This window comes from Lelliottia sp. 7254-16, assembly GCF_002922995.1.
Lineage (GTDB): Bacteria > Pseudomonadota > Gammaproteobacteria > Enterobacterales > Enterobacteriaceae > Enterobacter > Enterobacter jeotgali.
In genome coordinates this window covers 148,861-175,584 of record NZ_PQVS01000004.1, presented here as the reverse complement: position 1 = coordinate 175,584, position 26,724 = coordinate 148,861, and the positions used below count along the sequence as shown (strand labels likewise).

Here is a 26,724-nt window from a genome sequence, read left to right as displayed (position 1 = left end):
TTCCTTATAAGCCAATGTTAGCGCGGTGTTTTTCCATCATGTCAACGCCGCCAACTTTGTAGATCATATTGAGCACATCAACTTCAATGATTTCTTCGCCGTTGATGGTCAGCTTGTAATAGGTATTTTTCAGGGTGTACTTATGGGAAGTATCATCCCCGGTTTTGGACGTGCCCGGATCCATCTCCGTGAAGCGTCCGCGCGTCTGGATTTCAACGGGTACCGCTTCGCCGGTTGAATCATCCTGGTACGACCCCGCATAGCGCGTTTGCATACCATCGGCGGTGGCGATGCCCCATTTTTTCAGCAGCCCCGCATCCATGCCGCCAAGGGTGATATCCATATCCAGCGCCCCGGCATCGAAGCCGAGATCGACCGCGACAGAACCAGGCATACCACCGGCCTGATAATCCTCTGTCTTGCGGGTTAACTTCGCCGGGGTAATTTCCGGCACCATGCCGAAGTAGTTATCCCCGTCAAAGAACATGTTGAAGTATTTAAGTTTTTTAGGCAGAGCCATACGCGCCCCCGGTTAGTTATTCACTGCGCTGGAAAACGTAGCGAAGTATTCATCAGTGAACTCCTGCACCAGGCTGAGATTTTCCAGCGGCGGGACAGGCGTGTAGTTGTATTTGATGGTGAGCTGCCCGTTGCGCAGCGTTTCGCTGGTATTCGGTTCAGGGTCATACCAGCAGCGCGCACCCAGCAGCTTGCCCGCCGTCACATAGGACGTTAGCTTGCGGTTGATACCGTCAACGATATCTTTCACCAGTGACGGGGTGAGCGGCTTATCAACGTAGGAGAAATGTGCTTCTGCCACGGTATCAGCCACAATCTGAGCGGTACGGGTGTAGCTCTCAAAGATGTAGGTTTCTTCGTCGCAGGTGCGCGATCCCCAGATGCGATAGCCGTCCTGTTTGATCAGGGTGGTGACGCCTGCCGCGTTCAGCTCGTCCGCATCGGTATCGGTGCCCTGTAGGGTGAAATAGATATCGCGATCCATCCCCAGCACGTTGTTAACCGGAACGTTGGAAATGGTTTTGTGCCAGCCCTGCGTTGCGTCGATTTTGGCGCGCATCCCTACCGCATGAGCACCCACCGGCACGGTGGCGTTTGCTCCCGCGTTGGTGTCGTAGCAAATGAAGTTAGGCCAGATCACCATCATTTCACGCTGGGCAAACTGCTCGCGGTATTCCTTCGCCTCTGCAATGGTGTTGCAGCCGTTCGCTGAAACATAAGCAAAGGCGCGCAGCTTCTCCGCCATCACGCCGAGTTGCGCCGCCACTGGCTGAGTATCAAGGCCGGGAACGGCAAGCACACGCGGACGGACGCCAACACGCATCTCAGCCGATAGCAGCGCATACATGCCGGTGAAAAGTCCTGTTACCGGGTCGGTGCCACCAATGACCAGTTGATCCTGAGTCGGGGCGGTGCCGGTTTCCGGTGGTGGGATTTTTGACGCATCAGCCACGCGGATCACAATGGTCTGCGGGCTGGTCTGGTCTGAAATGGCTTTCAGGGTGGTGAACAGGGTGCCGGTTTTGCCTGCTTTGCCCAGCATGTTAGCCACGCGGGTAATGAGTACAGGGGTATCCAGCGGGAACGCTTCTTCGTCTGCATCGTCAGCGATACAAACGACGCCGATAACCGCCGAATCAATATCGGTGATCATCGTGCTCAGATCGGTGGTTTCCGTGACGGTTACACCGTGATGGTAATTTGTGGCCATGTAGTTGCCTCGCCAGGTCAATGATTGCCACTTATCATTGCGACAATTGCCAGCCGGTGCGAGAGGTGGGCGTTGTCAGCAGACCGCAACAACAGCCCCGCGTTGTCTGTACGCGCGCGCGTGGCGACGATGGTACCCTCACCAATGAGGGGACCAATAAGATGTTGGATGATGATGCGCGTTATTCGCCCCGCCCGGCGTTCAGTATTCAGATTGAGGGCAAGCAGCTCACCGCGCTGGATGACCGTTTGATCTCGTTGTCGCTGACGGACAACCGGGGATTTGAAGCGGATACGCTTGATCTCACGCTGGATGATTCAGACGGACAGATCGTTATGCCATCGCGTGGCGCGAAGATTTCCGTTTCGCTGGGCTGGGATAATGATCCGCTGATATTTAAAGGGCTGTACACCGTTGATGAGGTTGCGCACCGTGGCCCGCCTGATCAGCTCACCATCAGCGCCCGCAGCGCAGACTTTCGCGACACGTTCAACGTGAAGCGTGAATACTCCTGGCACGATATTACCGTTGGCGATGTGGTTGCCAGTATTGCCAGCCGGTACGACCTGCGCGCCGGGGTGAGTGAGGAACTGGCGAAGATTGAGATCGATCACGCAGACCAGACCAGTGAATCAGATATCAGCTTTCTCACCAGAATGGCGGATATGCTGGGCGCAGTTGCCACCGTCAAAAACGGCATGTTGCTGTTCATCACGCCGGGGCAGGGCTTAACCCAGAGCGGTAAACCGTTACCGGCGGTCAGCATTGTGCGGGCCAGTGGCGACAAGCATAGCTTTAGTATTGCCGATCGTGACGCTTATACCGGCGTTACTGCCTACTGGCTGGATCTGAATTTCGGTAAGAAACCCGCCACCACGGTACAGACAAACACCCGTAGACGCCGCAGAACAACCCAGCCGAAGAAGCCGAAAGAACCCGCATCAAGTAGCAAGGAAGGGGATTACATGGCAGGCGCGGAAGGTAACGTATTCGTGATCCGCAAAACGTTTAAAACTGAGAAGGCAGCGAAGCGGGCAGCAGCGGCGAAGTGGAGCCAGTTGCAGCGTGGCGCGGCGTCATTCTCCATCACGCTGGCGCGGGGCAGGGCAGATTTGTACCCGGAGCAACCGGCAAGCGTATCGGGCTTTAAGTCCACGATTGATAATGGCTACTGGACGATCACCCGTTGTGTCCATGATATTGGCAGTGGCGGCTTTACCACCTCGCTGGAGTTGGAAGTTAAGATCGATGAATGGACGGCTGAGGCGGGTGACGAATCAACGGGTTAAGCGTTATACTTGACGTGATATTAACCAGCCCAGAGGAGGCCCGCGTATGGCAATGCGCTGTCCTCGCTGCCGTGCAGTTGCGAAAACTCGTACCAGTGTAGAGTTGAGTGATTTAGTGCGACGCAGTTATCACCAGTGTCAAAACATGTTGTGCGGCTACTGCTTTACCAGCATGACGCAAATAGACGAATCATTAAACCAGACTCAGCCTGTCCCAGGGGCTATGGTTCCACAAAGCGCTTTCCCGCGAAGTCACCACGGTGATGACCAGCTAAGTTTGGTTCTGTAGGTGTCCGACAAAGCCCCAGATTATCGGGGCTTTTATTTTTTTAAGTCAAAATGTGGTCAGTGTTTTTATTAAGTTCAATAAAAACATAATGATATGATCTGTATAATGGGGCGCTTGCGCCCCGTTTGCATTACTGTGGTGCAGTGAAACCAGGAGAGACGCATGAGTGAAAAAACAGTGACTTTTGCCGACCGTATCACGTTGCCGGCGATTGGGCAGGGCACGTGGTATATGGGTGAAAACGCCGGTCAGCGGCAAAGCGAAGTGGCTGCACTGCGAGCGGGCATCGATTTGGGTCTGACGCTGATCGATACTGCCGAAATGTATGCCGATGGCAAAGCAGAGGAAGTGGTCGGCGAGGCGATAAAAGGACGGCGCGAAAATGTCTTTCTGGTCTCGAAGGTCTACCCGTGGAACGCGGGCGGAAAGAAAGGGATAGCTGCCTGCGAAGCCAGCCTTCGTCGTCTGGGCACCGATCATATCGATCTCTATCTGCTGCACTGGCGTGGAAACTACGGTCTGGATGAGACGGTCGAGCTGATGCAGGCATTACAACAGCAGGGCAAAATTGGCCGCTGGGGTGTTTCTAATCTCGATTATGACGATATGCAGGAGTTGTGGGGCGTTGAAGGTGGCCCGGCCTGCGCCACCAATCAGGTACTTTATCATCTGGCGTCGCGCGGCATCGAATACGATCTACTCCCCTGGTGTCAGCAGCAGTCGATGCCGGTGATGGCCTACTGCCCGCTGGCACAGGCCGGACGTTTACGTTCAGGCCTGATGAATCATCCGGCAGTGAATGACATCGCCCGCCAGCATAACGCCAGTGCTGCACAGGTTTTACTGGCATGGGTAATTCACCATCAGGGCGTGATGGCGATCCCGAAAGCGTCGTCGATTGAGCATGTGAAAGAGAATGCGAGCGCGTTAGAGATAACGTTTTCTGCCGAAGAACTCGCCCGACTGGATGCGGCGTTTCCGGCTCCGGGGCGCAAAACAGCGCTGGATGTGGTGTAGCGGATTTCACCCCCTCCGCCGGGAGAGGGTGAACGAAAGCCTTAGCGCTTAACGATTTTAATGGTCTGCCCCAGGCGAGACGGTTTGTCCGCGCTGGTTTTTTGCGGTGCGGTTACGCACGCGGTTTCGACGCAGACAAAGGTTTTGTATCCGTCGTCCGGCACGTCCGCCATGCTCACAGAAAGCGCCGGACCTGGGTTCCAGCCCACCACATTGCTGTGATGATGGTGAACCACTTCAATACCGCGGTTGAGCGCTGCATCGTGGATCACGCTGCATGCTTCTGGGTTCAGATAAACGCGGTCGGTGCGATCCGGGAAGGTCTGCACGCCGTCACTCAGTTTGCCTTCTTTCGCGTTATCCACTTTGTCGATAAAGACATCGCCAAAGCCGCTTACTTTCACATCCGCAATATCACCGACGTTGAAATAGGTGTGCAGGGCGGAAGTGGTTTCAAACTCGCCGTGCGCTTCCAGCTCAATTTCACAGGTTTTTCCCAGCTTGAAGCGGGCATACAGCGTGAAATCATGCGGCCAAAGTGCGCGGGTTTCATCGTTGCTTTGCAGTTCGAAAGTCAGCACCGCACCGTTGTCATCTTCATTATGTGCTTTCAGCGTCCACTGTTGGTTACGGGCAAAACCGTGCGCTGGCAGGCCAGCTTCTGCCGCCGGGCCAAACCACGGCCAGCAGATCGGTACGCCGCCGCGAATCGCCGCGCCTTTTTTGAACGAAGTTGCAGCAGACAGCCACAGGCCTTCTTCTTCACCCTCTGGTTTCCAGGAGAGCAGGTGCGCGCCGTTGAGCGCCACAGAGGCTTTCACGCGTGGATGATCGACGACAATAATATCGGCACCATCAATCTGGCGGCGGGAGAGTACAGGGGTAAGTTGTTCGACTGCTGGAAGTGCAAAAATTTTGTGAATCATTACGCAATCCTCTGTCTTTAAGCATAAAAAAAGGCGACCGAGGTCGCCTTTTTGGATCAGTGTCTCATCTCAACTTATTTGGAGATGTGAGCGATCAGGTCCAGTACTTTGTTAGAGTAACCAGTTTCGTTGTCGTACCAGGAAACCAGTTTCACGAAGTTGTCGTTCAGTGCGATACCCGCTTTAGCATCGAACACGGAAGTGCACACTTCGCCGTTGAAATCGGTAGATACAACGTCGTCTTCGGTGTAACCCAGAACGCCTTTCATTGGGCCTTCAGAAGCCGCTTTGATTGCTTTCTTGATTTCTTCGTAAGACGCTGCTTTTTCCAGACGAACGGTCAGGTCAACAACAGACACGTTTGGAGTTGGAACGCGGAACGCCATACCAGTGATTTTACCGTTCAGCTCTGGCAGTACAACGCCTACAGCTTTAGCAGCACCGGTAGAAGAAGGGATGATGTTCTGAGCTGCGCCGCGGCCGCCGCGCCAGTCTTTGTGAGACGGGCCATCAACAGTTTTCTGAGTAGCGGTAGTTGCGTGAACAGTGGTCATCAGGCCTTCAACGATACCGAAGTTGTCGTTGATAACTTTAGCCAGTGGAGCCAGGCAGTTAGTGGTGCAAGATGCGTTAGAAACGATATCCTGGCCAGCATATTTCTCGAAGTTAGCACCTTTAACGAACATAGGAGTGCTGTCTTTAGAAGGACCAGTCAGAACAACCTTTTTAGCGCCAGCAGTGATGTGCTTACGAGCGGTTTCGTCAGTCAGGAACAGACCAGTTGCTTCAGCAACGATGTCTACGTTGACTTCGTTCCATTTCAGGTTAGCCGGGTCACGTTCAGCAGTCACACGGATAGTTTTACCGTTAACAACCAGGTGGCCGTCTTTCACTTCAACGGTGCCGTTGAAACGACCGTGAGTTGAGTCGTACTTCAGCATGTAAGCCATGTATTCAGCGTCTAACAGGTCGTTGATTGCAACGATCTCAATGTCAGAACGTTCCTGAGCAGCACGGAAAACAATACGGCCGATACGGCCAAAACCGTTGATACCTACTTTGATAGTCATATATTCCACCAGCTATTTGTTAGTGAATAAAAGGTTGCCTGTAAAATTACAAAAACCTTACGCAGCGTCAAGCGGAATCGTGTCAATCATTGCGACAAATCAATCCTGCGCATAACCTTTGTGCGACTGAGAGCCTCACTTTCCTTTTGAGCTAGCAACCACATGGGGGCTGCGCCCGGAATTTTAAAGGGCTAACAGGATAAAAATGTGAGATAGATCACAATTGACCGACTGCCGTACGGTAACGCATAAGTTTAGAACAAAAGATCACACTTGGGTGTTAATGTTTTGTTAGAATTCGCCATGAAAAGGTAACTGTTTCTACAGCGAGATCAGAGCATATGTCGAATCAACGTAACCCTGACGAACTCAAAAAAAATCTAACAGAAATGCAGTTCTACGTGACACAAAACCACGGGACTGAGCCCCCATTCACCGGGCGTTTGCTGCACAATAAGCGCGACGGCGTGTACCACTGTCTGGTGTGCGACGCTCCTTTGTTTAATTCGCAAACAAAATACGATTCTGGCTGCGGCTGGCCGAGCTTCTACGAGCCCGTCAGCGACGAAGCAATTCGCTATTTAACCGACTCTTCACACGGTATGCAGCGCACAGAAATTCGCTGTGGAAACTGCGATGCTCATCTGGGACACGTTTTCCCGGACGGCCCACAGCCAACAGGCGAGCGTTTCTGCGTCAATTCGGCGTCAATGAGCTTCTCAGATGACGAAAATGGCGACCAGACCAAAGGTTGAAGAACCGATTCAGCAAATTATTCCATCACAGCGGATTTCTGATGAATATTGATGACATGATTAGCAGCATGACGCCGGAAGTGTATCAGCGCCTGGTGACAGCCGTAGAGCTGGGGAAATGGCCTGATGGCGTGGCGCTGACGGCAGAGCAAAAAGAGAACAGCTTGCAATTGGTGATGCTGTGGCAGGCGCGCAATAACAACGACGCGCAGCACATGACAATCGACACGAAGGGGCAGATGGTCATGAAGAGTAAGCGCGAGCTGAAAGAGGACTTTGGCATCACGCCAAAACCTATCGCCACATTCAAATAACCGAAACCGTAGGCCGGGTAAGGCGAAGCCGCCACCCGGCATTAAACGGGTGTGCGGCCTGTTGCCCTCACCCTAACCCTCTCCCACAGGGAGAGGGAACAAGCACTGATTTTACTTCTGTTTAATATCCAACGACGTCGCCAACTGCTTCGCCAGCTGGTTTTGGTCGTCGGCGCCATACTCCCAGAACATTGCGCCACCCAGACCTTTCTCTTTGATGTACTGCGCCTTCAGGTCAACGGAACGCGGGTTCTCATAGGACAAAGCGAACAGCTCCTTACCTTCCGCCGATTTTACCGACAGCCACGGCACTTTCGCCTGGTCGTCCCAGTGCTCGGTAAAGCGTTTCTGCGGATCGTTAATCAGCTTGCTGACGATATCGTTGTATTTCACGTAGGTGTCTTTGCTGAGGTCATAGCCCAAGCCTTTGAACAGATCGATTTCTTGTGCGCTAAAGTACGGTTGCGTCACCGGATTTTTCTCGGCGTCGGCTTTGGTCCAGTCGATGCCTGGCTCAACGCTGCGTTTCGGGACTCGTCCATAAAAACCGATCCCCAGATTTACCTGTTCAGGCTTAAGTCCAGCGGCAAGATAATTGTTGACGACAAAATCAGCGCTGTATTTATCTGCCGCTGCCACGGTCGGCCATTTGGTCGAGTCGTACAGATTCGAGTTGAAATACTGCGTGCCGTAGGCCATATCGTAAGTCATCAGATTGATGTAATTCAGATACGGCGCGATCGCTTTCACATCGACCCAGCTTTTCGGGCTTTCCGCATTCGCGCCCAGGGCAACGGTCACCAGCTTCTCTTTTGGTAATGCTTCGCGGATCTCTTTCAGCAGGGCGGTAAAGTTAGCTTTATCCGCAGGTTGCTTGTCGACCAAACCCCACGCGCCATTTACCGGGTATTCCCAGTCGAGGTCGATGCCATCCAGGCCGTAGGTTTTGACGATATCCTGCACCGAGCGAATAAACACAGCACGGCTCTCTTTGCTGTCCGCAGCGCCGGAGAATCCGCGTGCGCCCCAGCCGCCAACTGAAAGCAGCACTTTCAGATGTGGGTTTTGCTTACGCAGTTCAGGGATTTTATGCAGGTCGGCCATCACTTTCGGTGACAGCCAGATCTGGTGCAATTTGCTGGCGTCTTTCAGCGCGTCGTTGGTTTCACCGGCTTCGTTGTTGTAGATAAGGCCAAACGAGTAGTTGAGATGGGTGATCTGGCGCACGTCCAGTTTGTCGATATCACCGCCGGGGCCGGCAGTCACATCACCACCGCCGTTAAAGTAGCCGACGGACATCAGATCGGCGGCGAAAAGGTATGGCGCGCAGAGCAGGGGTAATGCTGCCATCACAGGCAATAGCTTCATAACGTATCCTCTTTGACTTAAAAAAAGTAAGCCACATCAGGGATGTGACAAAAAACAGCCAATTGAGGATAGCAGTGCCGCTTCGTTTGTGTTGCGAGGGAGTTCACTTTACAGGAGATTGCCGGGTGGCGGTTTCAGATGGTAGGCCCGGCAAGCGTAGCGCCACCGGGCGTTTACAGGTGCGCGATTACTTCTTATCGATCATCGACTTGAGATTAGCAAAAGGGTTATACGTCGCTTCACCAACGCTTTTCTGTGCATCTTCGCCCGCGACCACCGTTGAGCCGTACAAATCCGCTTCGGTGTATTTGGAGTGCTCATGGTCGTGACAGAACAGGCACAACATCTCCCAGTTGCTGCCGTCTTCCGGGTTGTTTGAGTGATCGTGATCGATGTGGTGCACCGTCAGCTCACGCAGATTAGAGTAGACAAACTCACGGCTACAGCGACCGCACACCCACGGGAAAAGCTTCAGCGCTTTTTCGCGGTAACCGACTTCCAGTCGGGCATAGTTTTTAGGGATAAAAGCCATAACACTGGCACTCCTGAATAGATTAAAAAATGCGTTTACGCCTGCGTCTCTTGCCAGTCTGCCAGCGTGTACAGCGTCGCGCCTGCGGTCGACATCTCCATGAAGGCCAGCGCGCTGTCCTGCGCCTGAATGTTTACGCCGCGGCAGCCGTCGGTGATCACGCTGACGTTATACCCCAATTTTAGCGCATCGAGCACGGTGAACTTCACGCAGTAATCCGTCGCCAGCCCCATCACAATCAACTCACTGATTTCGTGATGACGCAGCCACGCGTCTAGCGCGGTTTTTTGCCGATGCTCGTTATCGAAAAAGGCGCTGTAGCTGTCGATATTCGGATTTTCGCCTTTATGAAACACCGCGTCGAGAGCCTTCTGATCCAGCAGGGGATGCAGTTCCGCCCCTTCGGTCTGCTGGATACAGTGATCCGGCCAGAAGGTCTGTGCCAGCCCGTCCAGTTCACCCTGAGTAAAAGGCTCGACGTTATGCTGGCTGGCAAAACTGCCGTGATTCGCTGGATGCCAGTCCTGGCTTGCGACCACCGCTTCGCCGCGCGCTTTACACCAGGCGATGAGCGTATTGGCGACATCCACGGTGCTATCGCCACCGGCGACGGCCAAAGCACCACCGGCGCAGAAATCATTTTGCAGATCGACCAGCAGCAGGGCTCGTTGCTTCATAGAAACTCCTTATTCGTCCGGCGTCAGCTCACCGCGCAGGTTTTGCATCATCGCGGCACGCATGGATTGCACGTCCAGATTCTGGCTGAGTAAGTAGTGAAGTTTAGTCAGCGTGGCTTCGACCGTCATATCATACCCGCTAATGACGCCCGCATGTGCCAGCGCGTTGCCGGTGGCGTAACCACCCATATTGACTTTGCCGGACATGCACTGGGTCAGGTTAATCACCAGGATGCCGCGATCGCTCGCTTCCTGTAGCTCTTTCAGGAACTCGCCGTTCTGCGGGGCATTGCCCACGCCATAAGAGCGCAGGATCAGTGCTTTCACCGGCTGGCGCAGGAAGTTACGCACCACGTCGGCAGAAATGCCCGGATAGATGGTCACCACGCCAATTGGCTGCGGGGTGATCGGATGAACAATCAGTTCGCCCGCCGTGTGCGGGGCAGGTGGTGTACCCAAACGACGAATGTGGATGCCCGCTTCAAGCAGCGGCTGCAAATTTGGCGACGCAAAGGCGTCGAAACCGTCGGCGTGGGCTTTGGTGGTGCGGTTCCCGCGATAGAGGCGATTATTGAAGAACAACGACACTTCGTTGATCGGATAATTGGCCGCCACGTACAGGGAGTTCAGCAGGTTAATCTGCCCGTCGGAACGCAGTTCGGCCAGCGGGATTTGCGACCCGGTAACGATCACCGGTTTGCCCAGATTCTCCAGCATGAACGACAGCGCCGAGGCGGTAAATGCCATCGTGTCGGTGCCGTGCAGGATCACAAAGCCGTCGTACTCGTCGTAATGGGCTTTGATATCTTCGGCGATATGCTGCCAGTCTTCCGGCGTCATATCTGACGAATCCATCAGCGGATCGTACTCGTGAATGGTGAAGTCCGGCATCTCCTGGCGATGGAACTCAGGCATCAGCGCCAGTTGGCGCTGCAGATGACCGGAAACCGGGATATAGCCATTTTCAGAGCGCTGCATACCGATAGTACCGCCGGTATACGCCACATAAATCGATTTCTTCTGCATGGTTTTCAATTCTTGTGCTTCAAAGAAAAATCCCCCCTTCGCGAGAAGAGGGGACGGGGTTTAGCGTACGTTAGCGCAGGTGAGGCAGAACGCGTAACGGTTTTGCGGATCGTTAAAGGCGGCGAGCTTATCGCTTTCGGCTTTCACTACGCTTGCCGCAGTCGCCACCGGCGCAGGCAGATACGCCTGAATGGCAGCAGGCAACATCGCGCGTACTGAGCCGGACATGCTGTTCATCACCATATCGACGAACGTCGGCTCATCCTGGTAATAAGACACATGCCACTGTTTCAGTTTCGCCAGCTCAGCGGCTTTGGCGACGGCGTCGTCGAAGTCACCCAGGCTATCGACCAGACCGTTGCTCTTCGCGTCCTGACCGGTCCAGACATGGCCCTGCGCAATTTTATCGACCTGTTCCGGCGTGGATTTACGGGATTCCGCTACCAGGTTGATAAAGCGCTTATAGCCGTTTTCGATGCTCAACTGCATCATCTGTGACACTTCCGGCGGCAGCGATTTGGTCACCGCCACATCCGCCAGCGGCGATGTTGCCACGCCATCCGTGTGAACGCCCAGATAATCGAGGCTGTTTTCGACGGTGTTAATCACGCCAAAGATACCGATAGAGCCGGTTAAGGTGCTTGGGTTCGCTACGATGTAGTTCGCTGGCGTGGAGATCCAGTAACCCCCGGATGCTGCCATCCCGCCCATCGACACCACCACCGGTTTGCCCGCCGCACGCGCCGCAGCCAGTTCGGCACGGATCACTTCCGAGGCGCTGACGCTGCCGCCAGGGCTGTTCACGCGCAGGACAATGGCTTTCACTTTCGGGTCCAGACGCGCATCGCGGATCTGCGACGCAGTCGTATCTCCGCCCACGTTCCCCGGCGTTTCTTCGCCGTCCATGATCGCGCCGTTGGCGAAGACCACGGCCACGCTGTCGCCCGATTCATCCGGTTTTTTCGGTGTGTAATCGTAGAGACTAATGGCGCTGTAATTCTTGTCTTCTTTGCTCCAGCCAAACTGTTTGGTCAGCGCTTTTTCGATCTCCGCGCTGGAGCCAAGCGTATCAACCAGTTTGTTATCCAACGCGTATTTCGCCGTATCGCCGCCGACTTTGGTCAGGCCATCCAGCATCGCCTGTGCGCCAGGGAAGACCTGTTCAGGCGTGATTTGTCGGTTTGCCGCCACGGTAGCGAGATAGTTTTGCCACAGTTCGCCGATCCAGCGGCTGTCCGCTTCACGCGCGGCAGGGGACATATCATCACGAATAAACGGTTCAACGGCGGATTTATAGGTGCCGACGCGGAAGACGTGGGTGGTGACTTTCAGCTTATCCAGCAGCGATTTGTAGTACAGACCGTTGGTGGCAAAACCGTGCAGATCGACGGTGCCCTGTGGGGAGAGCCAAATTTTATTGGCAAAACTCGCCAGATAATATTGCCCCTGGCTGTAGCTATCCCCGACCGCAATCACCGGTTTGCCGCTGTCGCGGAATTCGCGCAGTGCTTTACCGATGTACTGCATCGAAGGCTGGTCGGCCCCGGCGAAGTTTTTAAGGTCCAGCACGATGCCGGTAATGTTGCGATCGTCCTTGGCCTGACGAATGGCGTCGACGATATCAAACAGGGAGTTTTCCTGCATGCGATCGGACGTAGAGCCGAGCAGCTGACGGCCAATGACGCCCAGACGATTGCTGGTGGAAGGCTTATCGACAATCACACCAGTGATATCCAGCAGCAGCGCGCCGCGTCCGGAATGCTGGGCCTGATTGCTGCTACTGATATGCAACCAGATCCCTACGCAGACCAGGATCAGGAAGATGAAAAAGACATTCATCACCAGTTCGCGGACAAAATTGAGCAACCGCCACGTCCATTTAAAGAAACCGGCAAAAATTCGCCAAAGGGTTCGCATGTATTCTCCCAAACCAGATAATGACCGTTTCCGTCGCGACTGGACGGCAATGTGGGGTTATCGTAATGACCCAACCGCCACTTGTCAGCAGGAATCGCCCACTGCGCTGTAACAAATTCTGCTCTCGTGTTAATTTTGTGAATAAATTTCAAGACAGGAGTTAAACAATGGACGCACTCGAACTGCTTGTTAACCGTCGTAGCGCTTCACGTCTGGCGGAACCTGCGCCTGCGGGCGAACAGCTGGAAAACATTCTGCGCGCCGGTATGCGGGCGCCGGATCACGGCACGCTCACCCCGTGGCACTTCTTCATTATCGAAGGCGCGGGTCGCGACCGCTTCAGTACGTTGCTTGAGAATGGCGCGATGGCCGCCGAGCAGGATGAAAAGGCGATTGATAAAGCGCGCAATGCGCCGTTTCGCGCGCCGATGATCATTGCGGTGGTGGCAAAATGCCAGCCTGAGCATAAAGTACCGGTCTGGGAGCAAGAAATGTCCGCAGGCTGCGCGGTGATGGCGATGCAAATGGCTGCCGTCGCCCAGGGCTTTAACGGCGTCTGGCGCACCGGCCCGCTGACCGACAGCCCGGTGGTGCGTGAAGGATTCTCCTGCGCAGAGCACGATAAAATCGTCGGCTTCCTCTATTTAGGCACGCCGCAGCTGAAAGCCTCGACCACAATCTCAACGCCAGACACCGCTCCGTTCGTCACCCGTTTCTGATAATCACGCTAAACTGTCTGGATTATGAGCAAGCGTCGCATAATTCAGACAGTCATACTTACCTCATCACGGAATGAGCGCTACCATAGCGCGATTGCAATGACAGGAGATGTCCATGAGCGAGCAAACCATTCGTTTAACGCAATACAGCCACGGAGCGGGTTGCGGTTGTAAAATTTCCCCTAAAGTGCTGGAAACCATCCTGCACAGCGAACAGGCGAAGTTTGTCGACCCGAACCTGCTTGTCGGCAACGAAACGCGTGACGATGCGGCAGTGTACGATTTAGGTAATGGCACCAGCATCATCAGCACCACTGACTTCTTTATGCCCATTGTCGATAACCCGTTTGATTTCGGGCGTATCGCGGCGACCAACGCCATCAGCGACATCTTCGCGATGGGCGGTAAACCGATTATGGCGATCGCCATTCTCGGCTGGCCAATCAACACTATTCCACCAGAAATTGCACGCGAAGTGATCGAAGGCGGTCGCTTTGCCTGCCAGCAGGCGGGCATCGCGCTGGCGGGTGGACACTCCATCGACGCGCCAGAACCGATCTTCGGCCTCGCCGTTACCGGCGTGGTGCCGACCGAGCGCGTGAAGCGCAACAGTACCGCGCAGGAAGGCTGCAAACTTTTCCTCACCAAACCGCTGGGGATTGGTGTGCTCACGACTGCGGAGAAAAAATCCCTGCTTAAGCCAGAACATATCGGCCTCGCCACGGAAGTGATGTGCCAGATGAACCTGGCGGGCGCGGCATTTGCCAATATCGACGGCGTCAAAGCGATGACCGACGTCACCGGTTTTGGTCTGCTCGGTCACCTGAGCGAAGTCTGCCAGGGGGCGGGCGTTCAGGCGCAGGTCTGGTATCAGGACATTCCAAAACTACCTGGCGTGGAAGAGTACATTGCGCAGGGCGCGGTGCCGGGCGGTACGCAGCGTAACTTTGCCAGCTACGGTCATCTGATGGGCGACATGCCGACAGAGTGGCGCGATCTGCTTTGCGATCCGCAAACCTCCGGCGGTCTGCTGCTGGCCGTTACCCCTGACGCGGAAGCTGAAGTCAAAGCCACCGCCGCCGAATACGGCATCAGCCTGAGCGCCATTGGCGAGCTGGTCAGCGCGCGCGGCGGTCGTCCGATGATTGAGATCCGTTAATTCGATGCGTTTGTTTATTGCGGAAAAGCCGAGCCTGGCCCGTGCGATTGCCGATGTGCTGCCCAAGCCGCATCGCAAGGGCGACGGCTTTATCGAATGCGGAAACGGACAGGTGGTCACCTGGTGTATCGGTCACCTGCTCGAACAGGCGCAGCCGGATGTCTACGACAGCCGTTACGCGCGCTGGAATCTCAATGATCTGCCGATCGTGCCGGAAAAGTGGAAACTGCAGCCGCGTCCCTCCGTCACCAAACAGCTTAACGTCATCAAACGTTTTCTCCACGATGCCGAAGAAGTGGTTCACGCGGGTGACCCGGACAGGGAAGGGCAACTTCTGGTGGACGAGGTGCTCGACTACCTCGAACTGGCGCCGGAAAAGCGTCAGCAGGTTCAGCGCTGCCTGATCAACGATCTCAACCCGCAGGCGGTGGAGCGTGCGATTACGCGTCTGCGCGCCAACAGCGAATTTATCCCGCTGTGCGTTTCGGCCCTCGCGCGAGCCCGCGCCGACTGGCTGTACGGCATCAACATGACACGTGCCTACACGATTCTGGGGCGTAACGCCGGTTATCAGGGCGTGCTCTCCGTCGGGCGCGTCCAGACGCCAGTGCTTGGGCTGGTGGTGCGCCGCGATGAAGAGATCGAAAACTTCGTGGCGAAAGATTTCTTCGAGGTGAAAGCGCATATCGTCACCCCGAAAGACGAACGTTTTACTGCCACCTGGCAGCCGAGCGATGCCTGCGAATCGTACCAGGATGAAGAGGGTAGACTGCTGCATCGTCCGCTGGCGGATCATGTGGTCAACCGTATCGGCGGCCAGCCTGCAATAGTCACCAGCTATAACGATAAACGGGAATCAGAACCCGCGCCGCTGCCGTTTTCTCTCTCTGCGTTGCAGATTGAGGCCGGTAAACGCTTCGGCATGAGTGCGCAGAACGTGCTCGATATCTGTCAAAAACTGTACGAAACCCACAAGCTGATTACCTATCCGCGTTCAGACAGCCGTTACCTGCCGGAAGAGCATTTCGCCGGGCGCCACGCGGTGCTGAATGCGATTGGCGTTCACGCGCCGGACCTGCTCCCGCAGCCCGCCGTGAACCCGGACACCCGCAACCGCTGCTGGGATGACAAAAAAGTCGACGCGCACCATGCGATTATCCCGACGGCGCGCGCCAGCAACGTTAATCTCAGCGAGAACGAAGCGAAGATCTATAACCTGGTGGCGCGTCAGTATCTGATGCAATTCTGCCCGGATGCGGTATTCCGCAAATGTGTGATTGAGCTGGAGATCGCCAAAGGCAAATTCGTTGCTAAAGCGCGTTTCCTGGCGGAAGCGGGCTGGCGCACGCTGCTTGGGAATAAAGAGCGCGACGAAGAAAACGACGGCACGCCGCTGCCAGTGGTCGCAAAAGACGACGAACTGCTGTGCGAAAAGGGCGAAGTGATCGAGCGACAAACCCAGCCGCCGCGCCACTTTACCGACGCCACGTTGCTTTCGGCGATGACCGGAATTGCCCGTTTTGTGCAGGACAAGGATCTGAAAAAGATCCTCCGTGCGACCGACGGATTAGGCACCGAAGCAACGCGCGCCGGGATTATCGAGCTGCTGTTTAAGCGCGGATTCCTGATTAAAAAAGGGCGCTATATCCATTCGACCGATCCGGGGCGGGCGTTGATTCACTCCCTGCCGGAACTGGCTGCGCGACCGGACATGACGGCGCACTGGGAGTCGATCCTGACGCAAATCAGCGAGAAGCAGTGTCGCTATCAGGACTTTATGCAGCCGCTGGTGGGGACGCTATTTGAGTTGATTAATCAGGCGCGGAATACGCCGGTGAAATCGTTCAGAGGGATGGTGGCACCGGGCGGCGGTGACGCCAGGAAAAAGTTTAAGAAGAAGAGTGCGGCCTAAAACGCCCGGTGGCGGAGGTCAAAAGCAAAAGGCAACCGCAAGGTTGCCTTTTTAGTGTTTTCTCCCTCTCCCCGTGGGAGAGGGCCGGGGTGAGGGCACCCGGCCGCACGGATTACCCCGTTAAACCACCCCTTGCCCGATCATCGCATCCGCCACCTTCACGAATCCGGCGATATTCGCGCCGCGCACGTAGTTGGTTTGCTCCGCTTCACCACCGTACTCCACACACGAATGATGAATATCCAGCATGATGTGATGCAAACGCGCATCCACTTTCTCGGCTTTCCAGCCCAGACGCGCGGCGTTTTGCGCCATCTCCAGCCCTGACGTTGCCACGCCACCGGCGTTCGCTGCTTTACCCGGTGCGAACAACACACCTGCTTCGAGGAACAGATCTGTTGCTTCGATAGTGGTCGGCATATTCGCCCCTTCCGCCACCGCTTTCACGCCGTTTTTGATAAGCGTACGCGCCGCGTCCACATCCAGTTCGTTCTGCGTTGCGCACGGCAGGGCGATATCCACCGGCACCGCCCACGGCTGCTTGCCTTCCAGATAGGTCAGGCCAAATTCGCGCGCGTAATCCGCTACGCGACCGTCGCGGCTGGCTTTGATTTCGCACAGGCGCGCCAGTTTTTCGGCTGTGAAGCCCGATTCATCCACGACCGTACCGCTGGAGTCCGACGCCGTCACCACGCGTGCGCCAAATTGCATTGCTTTTTCGATAGCATATTGCGCCACATTGCCGGAGCCCGACACCGCCACGCGCATTCCTTCGAAGCCCAGACCGTGACGTTTTAACATCGCTTCGGTGAAGTACACCAGGCCGTAACCCGTCGCTTCGGGGCGGATCAAACTCCCGCCGAACGACAGCCCTTTCCCGGTAAACACGCAGGCGCTGTTGTTAGAAAGTTTTTTCATCATCCCGGCCATAAAGCCGACTTCGCGTCCGCCCACGCCGATATCGCCCGCAGGCACATCGGTGTCTGGGCCGAGATGGCGATACAACTCCGTCATCAGCGCCTGGCAGAAACGCATCACTTCGCCTTCGCTTTTGCCTTTCGGGTCGAAATCGCTACCGCCTTTACCGCCGCCCATTGGCAGGGTGGTCAGCGCGTTTTTAAAGGTCTGCTCAAAGCCGAGGAACTTCAGGATCGACAGGTTCACGGAAGGGTGGAAGCGCATTCCGCCTTTGAACGGACCAATCGCGGAACTGAACTGGACGCGCCACGCGCGGTTCACCTGCACCTGATTTTTGTCGTCCACCCACACCACGCGGAACTGAATCACACGTTCGGGTTCAACCAGGCGTTCAAGCAGGGACATCTGACGATAACGCGGGTTTTCTTCAAGGAAAGGCCAAAGGGTGGTCATGACTTCCCGAACGGCCTGGGCAAACTCGCTCTGATGCGGGTCGCGCTGTTGAACGTGGGTAAGAAACGATTCCAGAGAGCGTGTCTGATCCATAGATATAAGAACCTCTTATAAAAATTTTTCTAATTTTGTGTGTTGTGTGGGTGATTTGTGGTCGTTTTCGACTATACCACCCGTTCCGCTTTGCGAGGCAAGGGAAAATTGGTCATGAAAGTGAAATTAATCAGCGGCCCTGCGTCATAACTAAAAACGATGACGCGAGAAATTAAAGGTTCAACGCTGAAGAGCCGTTATAGTCATTATCAGGACACAACAGGAAGAGACGTCTATGAATCGTTACGTGATTACCGCGCTGTTTGCTCTTTTATCCGCAGGGGCTCAGGCCGACCGCATTCGCCCGGACGTCGAAGTTAACGTACCGCCTGAAGTCTTCAGCTCCAGTGGTCAGCGCGCGCAGCCCTGCAATCAGTGCTGCATCTATCAGGATCAGAACTATTCGGAAGGGGCAGTGGTGAAAGCCGACGGCGTGCTGCTTCAGTGTCAGCGCGATGAGAAAACCATCAGCACGAATCCGCTGGTCTGGCGGCGCGTAAAAGGATAAAGGCTTCCAGCAGCGGAATATCGGCGGGCGCGAGATCATACGCGAACGCCTCCTGCGGCGTACACCACACCAGATTGCTGTGATAGTGCGCGGTCGGCTCGCCGCTGAAGGTCGGGACGTACCAGGCGTGCAGATGAATCAGCCGCCCGGAGACTTCCCGCTGATGGCTGGCGACGTACTGCGTCGGCTGCGCTTCTATCCCTAACTCTTCGCGCAGCTCGCGGGTCAGCGCTTCAGGCTGCGTTTCATTGGCTTCCACTTTACCGCCAGCGAACTCCCACATTCCAGGTTGATCCGCTTGTGCAGGACGCTGGGCGAGAAGAATTTTGCCTTCTTTTTCAAGGATGGCGGCAACAACATCGAGAGTTTTCAGCATGGTCGTCAATAATTGCAGTTTAAAAACGACATATTATCGTCGACTTGCAAAGAGTCCAGCCATCAGGAGTGTTCGGTGAAAGAAACATCCGCCTGGGTCCAGCCCGTAAAATCCATCCCCGCTAGCCTAAAGCCCATTGCAGCAGTGCAGAAAAAACACTTCGGTGTGGTGCTCAATCCCACCCGCTGGTGGGGAAGAATGCCGCGTCTTTTCTGGCTGGTGGCGCTGTTTGTCGGTTTCCTGGAACGCAAAAATGCACGACTGGAACCTAAGTTGCGTGCGCTGCTGATGACCCGCATTTCGCAGCTCTGTCACTGCGCGTTTTGTATTGACGCAAACAGCCTGCGTCTGGCCGAACGCTGCGGCGCGCTGGATAAGGTTCAGGCGGTGAGCGACTGGCGAGAGTCTGCGCTGTTCAGCCCGGAGGATCGTGCCGCGTTGGATTACGCCGAAGCAGTGACCGCCACGCCGCCGCAGGTCACAGATGCAATCAAAACCGAATTGAAGCGCTATTACAGCGATGAACACATCACCGAAATGACGGCCTTGATTGCTTTTCAGAATCTCTCGGCGCGTTTTAACGCCGCGCTGGAGATCCCATCGCAGGGCCTTTGCGACGCATCCAAAGGAAAACCGCATGTTTGATCGTCATCTTCATCCTCGCCTTAAACCTGCGCTCAACCGCCTGGTGGCGCTGATTGATAAGCCGTACATCAGCGCCGACGGCATGACGCTGGCGGGTTTTGCTATCGGCGTACTGGCCCTGCCTTTTCTGGCGTTGGGCTGGTATGTCGCCGCGCTGGTCGCCATTATACTGAATCGCTTATTCGACGGGCTGGACGGCGCACTGGCCAGGCGTCGCGGATTATCGGACGCGGGCGGATTTCTCGATATCGCACTCGATTTTCTGTTTTATGCCCTGGTGCCGTTTGGTTTTGCGCTCGCCGCGCCGCTGGAAAATGCGCTGGCCGCCGCCTGGCTGCTGTTTGCGTTTATCGGCACCGGCAGCAGTTTTCTGGCCTTTGCAGCGCTGGCTGCAAAGCACGATATTGATAACCCAGGCTATGCGCATAAGTCGTTTTATTACATCGGGGGATTAACGGAGGGGACGGAGACCATCGCGTTGTTCGTGCTGTGCTGCCTGTTTCCGGCGCACTTTACGCTGTTCGCCTGGATCTTTGGCGCGTTGTGCTGGCTCACCACCACAACGCGCATCTGGAGCGGGTATCAGACCCTGAAAGCGATCAAACCTTAAAGGGTGCTTTCCGGCGTCAACGGACCGGTGGTGATCGGGTTACTCGGGTGGCTGCTCCATTCGTACCAGCCCCCGTCATAGACTGAGACGTTTTTCCAGCCCATCGCACGCGCGTACATGAAGGTTTCTGACGCGCGCCAGCCAGTGCCGCAGTAGAAGGCGACGTGCTGATCGGGCAGGATATTCCATTCTTTCCACATCGCGGCGATATCATCGGCGCTGCGCATGGTGCCGTCCGGGTTGTGGAAATCTTCCATATGGGTGGCATCGCTGCCCGCATGGCCCCAGCGTGCGCCCGCAATTTCACCTTTTGGCTTGATGTAGCTGTAGCCGCTGGTTTCGCCGGTGAATTCCGGCCATGAACGAATGCTCACCAGCGACGCGTCTTTGCGATGCAGCATCCCGCGCGCCTGTTCCATATCCACCATCAGCTGCGGCTGGCCTGGAATCGGTGCGCCGAAATCATTGGCTGGTGTCACTTTCGCTGGCATTCCGCGCTCGACCGGCAGACCGGCGTCGGACCAGGTTTTCCAGCCGCCATCCAGAAGACGCACATCTTTCACTCCCGCGTAGAGCATAATCTGCGCCACACGCGCCGCGGCATACACGTCGCGACCATACAGAATCACGGTGGTGTCGTGGCGAATACCTTGTTTTGCCAGCAGCGCTTTCAGTTTGTCGTCAGAAACTTTATTCCACAGCGGCTCGCTTTCCACGTCGTTGGTATCGATATAGCCTGCGCCCGGGATGTGGTTCAGCAGATAGAATTTTGGTGCCCCCCAGGCAGCTTCGATAATTTTATAATCGCCTGCAGGAGCGGCAGCGACTTTTTTGCCCTGCATCAACTGATGCAGCCACTCGGGATACACCAGCTGTTCGAAATGTGGCAGGCGCTGCAGGCGATCGGCATTTTGCAGCGCATCGCCCAGGGTGGAAACGTGCTGATACCCGGCTTTGGCGAGGCGTGCTTTCACCGCCTGGTTATCCGCATCGCTGCCGTACAGGCCGATGGCGGAAGCCGGCGCGAGATTATGTTGTTTGGCCCAGTCGGCGAGCTGCTCATCGCTCATGATTTTCAGCCAGTTGGCTGACAGATTCAGGGCGGCGGGTTCATGCCCGGAGGTGCCGGACAGCGTCTGCGGCCAGCCGTTATAGAAGGCGCTGGCACGGGTGTCGATCACCGCGCCATGCTGCTGTTGCAGCTGGGCCAGCGTCACAGAAGAGGCCATATCAGCGGCGAAAGTGGAGAAACTGGCAAGACAAAGCGCCAGCGCGGTCAGTTGAGAAACACGTTTCATCGAAGAACCTGACGTGAAATAAAAGGTGCGTCATTTTCGTCTTCCCCTAAACAGAATTCCTTGCGTTAGCACAGGGTTTATTGCCACCCGGCGAGCTGAATTACCCGGCCATCCGCCGGAATATCGTCTTCATCGTGCGTCACCAGTACCACCGGGATATTGAGTGCGTGAACTTGTCCGAACACCCAGGTTCTGAATGTTTCCCGCAGTTTCTTATCCAGGCGACTAAAGGGTTCGTCCAGCAGCAGCGCCTGCGGTTGCGCCAGCAGGGCGCGGAGCAGACTTATGCGAGCGCGCTCACCGCCCGACAGCGTCGCCGGATCGCTGGCATAAAACCCCTCCATACCTGCACTTGCCAGAGCCTGTTCAACCTGCTCACGCCGCGCCGTTCGAACGTGCGCCGGGAGCGCCAGCATCAGATTTTGTCCGACGCTAAAGTGATCGAACAGCAGCGCGTCCTGGAACAAAATCCCAATCCCCCGTTTTTCGACCGGGCGCGCATCCAGACGCTCATCGTCGAGCCACAGCTCGCCCTGCGCGTGAAAATCGGTGGACAGTGCGCCGACCATCCACGCAAACAGACTCGATTTTCCGCTGCCCGAAGGCCCCATCAGGGTGAGGATTTCGCCGCGTTCAACGCTGAAATTCACCTCGCGCAGAAGCGGTCTAAGAGTAAGATTTTTGACGGTCAACATCAGCGTAGCCCTTGTCGATAGAGTCCTGCGAGGCGGGATAATCCTGCCGCGAGGGCAAATGCTGCCGCAGTCAGGGCCAGCAACCACAGCGCGCGTCCCGCAAGTATGGCGCTACTGCCACCGCTGCTAAGCGCCACGGCTTCCGTGGTGAGCGTGGCGAAACGCCCGGCCCCGAGCCACAGCGTCGGCATGTATTGCGCCATGCTCACCGAAAACCCGGTGGCAAAAGCGATCAGAATAGGGCGCACCAGCAGCGGACATTTGATGCGCCAGAATATTTTACCTCGATGCATTCCGAGGGTTTTGGCGATCAAAATAAGTCGAGGATCGAGCCTGCGCCAGGCGGGTTGTAACACCAGAAGCGTCCACGGCAGCACCCACAGCAGATGTCCCCACAGCACCGCAGCATAGCTCCCGTCAAAGCCAAGAGACAATGCCAGACTGTACTGCCCGGACACCAGCGGCAGGGCGGGCAATGCCAGCGGCAACCATAAGCAGAGTGTGCCGCGCGATGGCCCCCACTCGAGCCACAGCAAAACTGTGCCCAGCGCAATCAGGGCGGAAAACAGGGCAAAAGAGAGGCTGGCGCTAAACGGTGCAACGTCAAAATCACTCTGTTTTGCCAGCACGAGCAGCACCACGGCGCATATCAGCCCGCTCAGGGGCAGCAGCCAGCCCAGCGCCGTTCCCACGATCGGCGGCCCGGCTTCGTGGCGTTGACCAGACACCGAAGGGATCGCGCGTCGCCACCGTTTCCACAGAGCGACGCCAACGGCGGCAAACGCACCCAACAGGAGAAATAAAACCAGACACAGCAATGTCCCCTTGATGTGCTGATCCGCATCGCCCTGGCTGAGCCACTGCCAGGCCAGCACCGCCAGCGTCGGCGGGTTGCCCGGTCCGAGAATTATCGCGACATCCACCACCGACAACGACCAGGCGATGACTGCCAGCATCACTGCACCCAGCGCCGGAGCAATTGTCGGCAACACCAGCCACAGCAACCCCTGAAGGCGCGAATAGCCGAGGGTTTGCAGCACCACCATTTTCTGCGCCAGCGTCTTTTCCGGCAGCACGGCGTAGATCGCCCACAGCACAAAGGCGCTCTCTTTGACCGCAAGCGTCAGGCCGAGGCCGATTCCGTAGCGATCCAACAGAGGCGAACAGGCGCTGCAAAGCTGATAAAACGCGCCGCCTTCTGCGAACAGCAGCAGCACGCTGGTGGCGAACGCGACGTGCGGGACGGCCAACAGCCACGGCAAACGGGCGTTCATCTGCTGCCAGCGCTTTCCGGGCCACAGCGCCGCCACAATGCAGAGGGCGATAAACAGCGAACCGACGGTGGCGATTGCCGTGGAGACCAGGGTGGCGAGCAGCGCCTGGGGCAGTTGCGGATCGCTAAACAGGGATTGCCATCCGGCGATGGATAACGCCGGTTCCAACAGCATCACGGTGGCGGGGAACAGCGGCGCGTAAATCGCCACTATCGCCAGCCACACCAGCCAGCCTAGCGGGTGCCGTAGCGACGCAACCATTCCTGCTCCAGAGCGTTCACCCAGGCCGCGTGCGGCTCAGGCTGCATGGTCGGTAAGCCCGCCGGAATAAACTGGCGCAGTGCGCTGGCCTGTTCAGCAGGCAATTTTTGCGGGTCCAGCACGCTCGGATCTCCCCAGATTTTTGGGTCAGCTTTGCGAATTTGCGCATCGGGTGAGAGCAGGAAATTGGCAACCACTTTGGCCCCCGCGCTGACGCTGCTGTTGGCCGGGATCGCCACGAAATGCACATTCCCAATCGTTCCGTCGGCAAAGCCGAAGCTGAAAGTGTCAGCAGGCAGTTCACCGCTGGCGACTTTTTGCTGTGCGTGCGCCGGATTAAAGGTCAGGGAGAGATTCAGATTGCCGCTGGCGAGCAGGGCGTCCATGCGCGCGGGTGACGGCGGGAAATCTTTGCCTTCGCGCAAGAGTTGCGGGTGAAGCTGATCCAGATAACGCCACAGCGGGGCGGTGACGGCGTTAAAGGTGTGCGGGTCGGGCGCAGTTTTCAGCGCATCCGGCGTTGTTGTCAGGTTCAGCAGGAGCTGTTCCAGAAACGCAGTGCCGGTAAAATCAGGCGGGCGCGGATAAGTCACTTTGCCTGGATGTTGTTTTGCGTAGTCGAGCAGGGTAGCAGGATCGCGCAGTGACGCTGAGAGCGTAGATTTGCGGGCAATAAAGGTCAGCTGCGCCGCGCCCCACGGGGATTCTGCGCCGTCAGTGGCGATGGCAAAATCTTCGGTTACCGGTTTGGTGGTATCGACATACTGCCAGTTTGGCAGCATTTGCGCCCAGCCCGTTTGCAGCAGATTCGCCTCTTTTAACGTGCGGAAGTTCTCGCCATTGACCCACAGCAAATCGACTGAACCTTTGGTCGTGCGTCCGGCCTGAAATTCGGTCTGGATACGTTTCACCGCATCGGCGGCGTCAGCCAGATGCACAATTTTCAGGTTAATCGCGTAGTGAGTTTTCATCTCCTCGCTCACCCAGTCGATATAACGATTCACCGCAGGGTCACCGCCCCAGGCGTTGAACCAGACCGTCTGACCTTTGGCTTGCTGTTGAATAGTTTGCCAGTCACTGGCGGCGAGGGCCGGGGTTGCCAGCAGCAGCCCGGTCAGAAACATGCAAGAACGCACACGGCGCATAATGCCTCCCTGTTAATGAGATGAAGGGGAAAAACGAGTGAAGAGCCAGCGGGTGACCAGCGGCAATAGCCCTAATAGTGTAAAGGCGATAAGCATTCCCGGCGACAGAATATCGCGCAGGGACGTCAACTCCCCCAGTTCGCGCCCGGCGTTGAGGAAAATCACCGTCGCAGGCAGCATCGCCAGCTGGCTAACCCACCAGTAGCGCGCTACGCCAATAGACGTTAATCCTGAAAGCAGATTAACCAAAAAGAACGGGAACACCGGCATCAGGCGCAGGGCAAACAGATAAAATGCGCCGTCGCGCGCCACGCCTTCGTTCACCGTCCGCATCGGTTTAACGAAGCGGCGTTGTACCCATTCGCGCAGCACATAGCGGCTGGCAAGCATCGCCAGCGTTGCTCCCAGCGTGGAAGCGAACGACACCAGTACCATCCCTTCCCAGAAGCTGAACAGCGCTCCGCCCAGCAGCGTCAACAGCGCCGCACCGGGAATCGAAAACGCAGAGACCCCCACATAAAGCGCAAAATAGAGCATCGCACTTTGCACCGGGGCGCGATGGACGTAATCAACCAGCATCAGCCGGTGCGATCGGAGTGATTCGAGAGAGAGAAAGCCCGGTGGCAGGAGCGCGATAAGCAAAGCAAATGCGCCCAACAGGGCGCACAGGAAGAGGATTTTTTGCGTTTTCACCGGTAATTACAGTTTGAATTTCGCCCAAACCGGCGCGTGATCGGACGGCTTTTCCATGCTGCGAATGTCGTAATCGATTCCGGTTTCGATGCAGCGCTCAGCCAGCGGTTGGCTTGCCAGCAGCAGGTCGATGCGCAGGCCACGGTTGTCGTCAAAACCTTTGGAACGGTAATCAAACCACGAGAAACGATCCTGTGTATCCGGGTTTGCGCTGCGGAAGGTATCCACCAGACCCCAACCCTTCAGTCTGTCCATCCACTCGCGCTCTTCCGGCAAGAAGGAGCATTTACCGGTGCGCAGCCAGCGTTTGCGGCTGTCTTCCCCGATGCCGATATCCAGATCCGTTGGGCTGATATTCACGTCGCCCATAATCAGCACCGGATTGTCTTTGTTCAACTCGGTGTTCAGATAATCTTGCAGATCCTGGTAGAACTTGGCTTTCGCCGGGAATTTGGTCGGGTGGTCGCGGCTCTCCCCCTGCGGGAAATAACCGTTGATCACCGTAATATTGCCAATAGGTGAAGGGATTTCCGCCATGATAATGCGACGCTGTGAGTCGTCGTCATCGCCTGGGAAGCCGCGACGCACGGAGACCGGCGTCTCTTTCGTTAACAGCGCGACGCCGTAATGGCCTTTCTGCCCGTGATAAAAGACGTTGTAACCCAGCTTCGCAACATCTTCGAGGGGGAACATATCGTCGTGAACTTTTGTCTCCTGCAGGCCGATCACGTCTGGTTGATGTTGTTCGACAATCGCTTCCAGTTGGTGAGGGCGGGCGCGCAGGCCGTTGATATTAAAAGAGACAAATTTCATAGTCGCTGCCAATGCAAGGTGAATAGTGCATGGATGGTAGCAGAATTTGCGCCGCCTGTTATCGGGTTCGGCCAATAACTGCAACAGATCGTCCCATTGGTGCAATTTTTGCACCATTTCGACGCGCCTTGCCCTCAAACAGGGCGTAAACGGTCGATAAATTTCGCCAGCGATCACAATTCCAGAATTATATTTTGCCTGTGCATAATATTTCTTGTTTTCGTCCCGCCAACCGCCGCTTGT

At 56.1% G+C, this 26,724-nt stretch carries 28 protein-coding genes; 11 read left to right on the top strand and 17 right to left on the bottom strand.

Annotated features, from left to right (window positions below; genetic code table 11):
- Positions 1-4: 4 nt before the first annotated feature.
- On the bottom strand, positions 5-520 hold the full coding sequence (locus C3708_RS07730; protein WP_001514744.1) for a phage major tail tube protein: 516 nt from the start codon (positions 518-520) through the stop codon (positions 5-7).
- 12 nt (positions 521-532) lie between these two features.
- On the bottom strand, positions 533-1,729 hold the full coding sequence (locus C3708_RS07725; RefSeq protein WP_016155241.1) for a phage tail sheath subtilisin-like domain-containing protein: 1,197 nt from the start codon (positions 1,727-1,729) through the stop codon (positions 533-535).
- Between the two features lie 161 nt (positions 1,730-1,890).
- Between C3708_RS07725 and C3708_RS07720 the strand changes: the two genes are divergently transcribed.
- The 3 genes from C3708_RS07720 to C3708_RS07710 all read left to right on the top strand — a co-directional run bounded on the left by C3708_RS07720 (position 1,891) and on the right by C3708_RS07710 (position 4,324).
- The gene (locus C3708_RS07720; RefSeq protein ID WP_103948813.1) at positions 1,891-3,018 is read left to right on the top strand and encodes a phage late control D family protein; all 1,128 of its coding nucleotides are present in this window, start codon (positions 1,891-1,893) and stop codon (positions 3,016-3,018) included.
- Positions 3,019-3,064: 46 nt separating this feature from the next.
- Positions 3,065-3,307: an ogr/Delta-like zinc finger family protein gene (locus C3708_RS07715; protein WP_103948572.1), complete on the top strand. Its 243-nt coding sequence runs from the start codon at positions 3,065-3,067 to the stop codon at positions 3,305-3,307.
- 162 nt (positions 3,308-3,469) lie between these two features.
- Entirely contained in the window at positions 3,470-4,324 is an 855-nt protein-coding gene (locus tag C3708_RS07710; protein ID WP_103948571.1) for an aldo/keto reductase, read from the top strand.
- 41 nt (positions 4,325-4,365) lie between these two features.
- Here the strand turns inward: C3708_RS07710 and C3708_RS07705 are convergent, their stop codons facing one another.
- Together C3708_RS07705 and gapA are read right to left on the bottom strand one after the other, a co-directional pair.
- A complete protein-coding gene (locus tag C3708_RS07705) occupies positions 4,366-5,250 on the bottom strand; it encodes a D-hexose-6-phosphate mutarotase (RefSeq protein ID WP_103948570.1) in 885 nt (294 codons plus the stop codon).
- Between the two features lie 74 nt (positions 5,251-5,324).
- Entirely contained in the window at positions 5,325-6,320 is a 996-nt protein-coding gene (gene gapA / locus C3708_RS07700) for a glyceraldehyde-3-phosphate dehydrogenase (RefSeq protein ID WP_095281667.1), read from the bottom strand.
- 341 nt (positions 6,321-6,661) lie between these two features.
- On the opposite strand from gapA, the gene msrB reads away from it, so the two are divergent.
- Together msrB and C3708_RS07690 are read left to right on the top strand one after the other, a co-directional pair.
- On the top strand, positions 6,662-7,075 hold the full coding sequence (msrB, locus tag C3708_RS07695; protein WP_095281668.1) for a peptide-methionine (R)-S-oxide reductase MsrB: 414 nt from the start codon (positions 6,662-6,664) through the stop codon (positions 7,073-7,075).
- A gap of 41 nt (positions 7,076-7,116) precedes the next feature.
- A complete protein-coding gene (locus tag C3708_RS07690; protein WP_095281669.1) occupies positions 7,117-7,389 on the top strand; it encodes a YeaC family protein in 273 nt (90 codons plus the stop codon).
- Positions 7,390-7,500: 111 nt separating this feature from the next.
- Here the strand turns inward: C3708_RS07690 and C3708_RS07685 are convergent, their stop codons facing one another.
- From C3708_RS07685 to sppA, 5 genes are all read right to left on the bottom strand, one after another.
- A complete protein-coding gene (locus C3708_RS07685) occupies positions 7,501-8,757 on the bottom strand; it encodes a glycoside hydrolase family 18 protein (protein WP_103948569.1) in 1,257 nt (418 codons plus the stop codon).
- Between the two features lie 187 nt (positions 8,758-8,944).
- Entirely contained in the window at positions 8,945-9,289 is a 345-nt protein-coding gene (gene yajD, locus C3708_RS07680) for an HNH nuclease YajD (RefSeq protein WP_095281671.1), read from the bottom strand.
- Positions 9,290-9,324: 35 nt separating this feature from the next.
- The gene (pncA, locus tag C3708_RS07675; RefSeq protein WP_103948568.1) at positions 9,325-9,966 is read right to left on the bottom strand and encodes a bifunctional nicotinamidase/pyrazinamidase; all 642 of its coding nucleotides are present in this window, start codon (positions 9,964-9,966) and stop codon (positions 9,325-9,327) included.
- Between the two features lie 9 nt (positions 9,967-9,975).
- On the bottom strand, positions 9,976-10,992 hold the full coding sequence (gene ansA, locus C3708_RS07670; protein ID WP_095281673.1) for an asparaginase: 1,017 nt from the start codon (positions 10,990-10,992) through the stop codon (positions 9,976-9,978).
- Between the two features lie 60 nt (positions 10,993-11,052).
- Positions 11,053-12,909 (bottom strand): signal peptide peptidase SppA, encoded by a 1,857-nt coding sequence (gene sppA, locus C3708_RS07665; protein WP_095281674.1) that lies wholly within the window; start codon positions 12,907-12,909, stop codon positions 11,053-11,055.
- Positions 12,910-13,076: 167 nt separating this feature from the next.
- Between sppA and C3708_RS07655 the strand changes: the two genes are divergently transcribed.
- From C3708_RS07655 to C3708_RS07645, 3 genes are all read left to right on the top strand, one after another.
- Complete coding sequence (locus C3708_RS07655; protein WP_095281675.1) at positions 13,077-13,628, top strand: NAD(P)H nitroreductase; 552 nt, start codon at positions 13,077-13,079, stop codon at positions 13,626-13,628.
- 115 nt (positions 13,629-13,743) lie between these two features.
- Positions 13,744-14,787 (top strand): selenide, water dikinase SelD, encoded by a 1,044-nt coding sequence (gene selD / locus C3708_RS07650; RefSeq protein WP_103948567.1) that lies wholly within the window; start codon positions 13,744-13,746, stop codon positions 14,785-14,787.
- Positions 14,788-14,791: 4 nt separating this feature from the next.
- On the top strand, positions 14,792-16,699 hold the full coding sequence (locus C3708_RS07645) for a DNA topoisomerase III (RefSeq protein WP_103948566.1): 1,908 nt from the start codon (positions 14,792-14,794) through the stop codon (positions 16,697-16,699).
- A 120-nt stretch (positions 16,700-16,819) separates the two neighbouring features.
- Here C3708_RS07645 and gdhA read toward each other — a convergent pair whose 3' ends face one another.
- A complete protein-coding gene (gene gdhA, locus C3708_RS07640; RefSeq protein ID WP_103948565.1) occupies positions 16,820-18,163 on the bottom strand; it encodes an NADP-specific glutamate dehydrogenase in 1,344 nt (447 codons plus the stop codon).
- A gap of 235 nt (positions 18,164-18,398) precedes the next feature.
- On the opposite strand from gdhA, the gene C3708_RS07635 reads away from it, so the two are divergent.
- On the top strand, positions 18,399-18,671 hold the full coding sequence (locus C3708_RS07635) for a YnjH family protein (RefSeq protein WP_095281680.1): 273 nt from the start codon (positions 18,399-18,401) through the stop codon (positions 18,669-18,671).
- Here C3708_RS07635 and C3708_RS07630 read toward each other — a convergent pair.
- Positions 18,631-19,047 carry a pyrimidine (deoxy)nucleoside triphosphate diphosphatase gene (locus C3708_RS07630; RefSeq protein WP_103948564.1) on the bottom strand — a complete coding sequence of 139 codons (417 nt, stop codon included), beginning with the start codon at positions 19,045-19,047 and terminating at the stop codon, positions 18,631-18,633. The two genes, C3708_RS07635 and C3708_RS07630, sit on opposite strands and share 41 nt — an antisense overlap.
- Before the next feature lie 75 nt (positions 19,048-19,122).
- On the opposite strand from C3708_RS07630, the gene C3708_RS07625 reads away from it, so the two are divergent.
- Together C3708_RS07625 and C3708_RS07620 are read left to right on the top strand one after the other, a co-directional pair.
- Positions 19,123-19,692 carry a carboxymuconolactone decarboxylase family protein gene (locus C3708_RS07625; protein WP_103948563.1) on the top strand — a complete coding sequence of 190 codons (570 nt, stop codon included), beginning with the start codon at positions 19,123-19,125 and terminating at the stop codon, positions 19,690-19,692.
- Positions 19,685-20,302 carry a CDP-alcohol phosphatidyltransferase family protein gene (locus tag C3708_RS07620; protein ID WP_103948562.1) on the top strand — a complete coding sequence of 206 codons (618 nt, stop codon included), beginning with the start codon at positions 19,685-19,687 and terminating at the stop codon, positions 20,300-20,302. The genes C3708_RS07625 and C3708_RS07620 overlap by 8 nt, the downstream gene beginning before the upstream one ends.
- Here C3708_RS07620 and C3708_RS07615 read toward each other — a convergent pair.
- The 6 genes from C3708_RS07615 to xthA form a co-directional block, all read right to left on the bottom strand.
- The gene (locus tag C3708_RS07615; protein WP_103948561.1) at positions 20,299-21,600 is read right to left on the bottom strand and encodes a sulfurtransferase; all 1,302 of its coding nucleotides are present in this window, start codon (positions 21,598-21,600) and stop codon (positions 20,299-20,301) included. The genes C3708_RS07620 and C3708_RS07615 overlap by 4 nt on opposite strands.
- A gap of 77 nt (positions 21,601-21,677) precedes the next feature.
- Positions 21,678-22,295, bottom strand: a complete 618-nt coding sequence (locus C3708_RS07610) for an ATP-binding cassette domain-containing protein (RefSeq protein WP_103947568.1) — start codon at positions 22,293-22,295, stop codon at positions 21,678-21,680.
- Entirely contained in the window at positions 22,295-23,830 is a 1,536-nt protein-coding gene (locus tag C3708_RS07605; RefSeq protein WP_103948560.1) for an ABC transporter permease subunit, read from the bottom strand. The genes C3708_RS07610 and C3708_RS07605 overlap by 1 nt, the downstream gene beginning before the upstream one ends.
- On the bottom strand, positions 23,803-24,966 hold the full coding sequence (locus tag C3708_RS07600) for an ABC transporter substrate-binding protein (RefSeq protein WP_233210408.1): 1,164 nt from the start codon (positions 24,964-24,966) through the stop codon (positions 23,803-23,805). The genes C3708_RS07605 and C3708_RS07600 overlap by 28 nt, the downstream gene beginning before the upstream one ends.
- A gap of 21 nt (positions 24,967-24,987) precedes the next feature.
- Positions 24,988-25,668: a TVP38/TMEM64 family protein gene (locus C3708_RS07595; RefSeq protein WP_103948558.1), complete on the bottom strand. Its 681-nt coding sequence runs from the start codon at positions 25,666-25,668 to the stop codon at positions 24,988-24,990.
- A gap of 6 nt (positions 25,669-25,674) precedes the next feature.
- Complete coding sequence (gene xthA / locus C3708_RS07590; protein WP_095284245.1) at positions 25,675-26,481, bottom strand: exodeoxyribonuclease III; 807 nt, start codon at positions 26,479-26,481, stop codon at positions 25,675-25,677.
- Between the last annotated feature and the right edge of the window lie 243 nt (positions 26,482-26,724).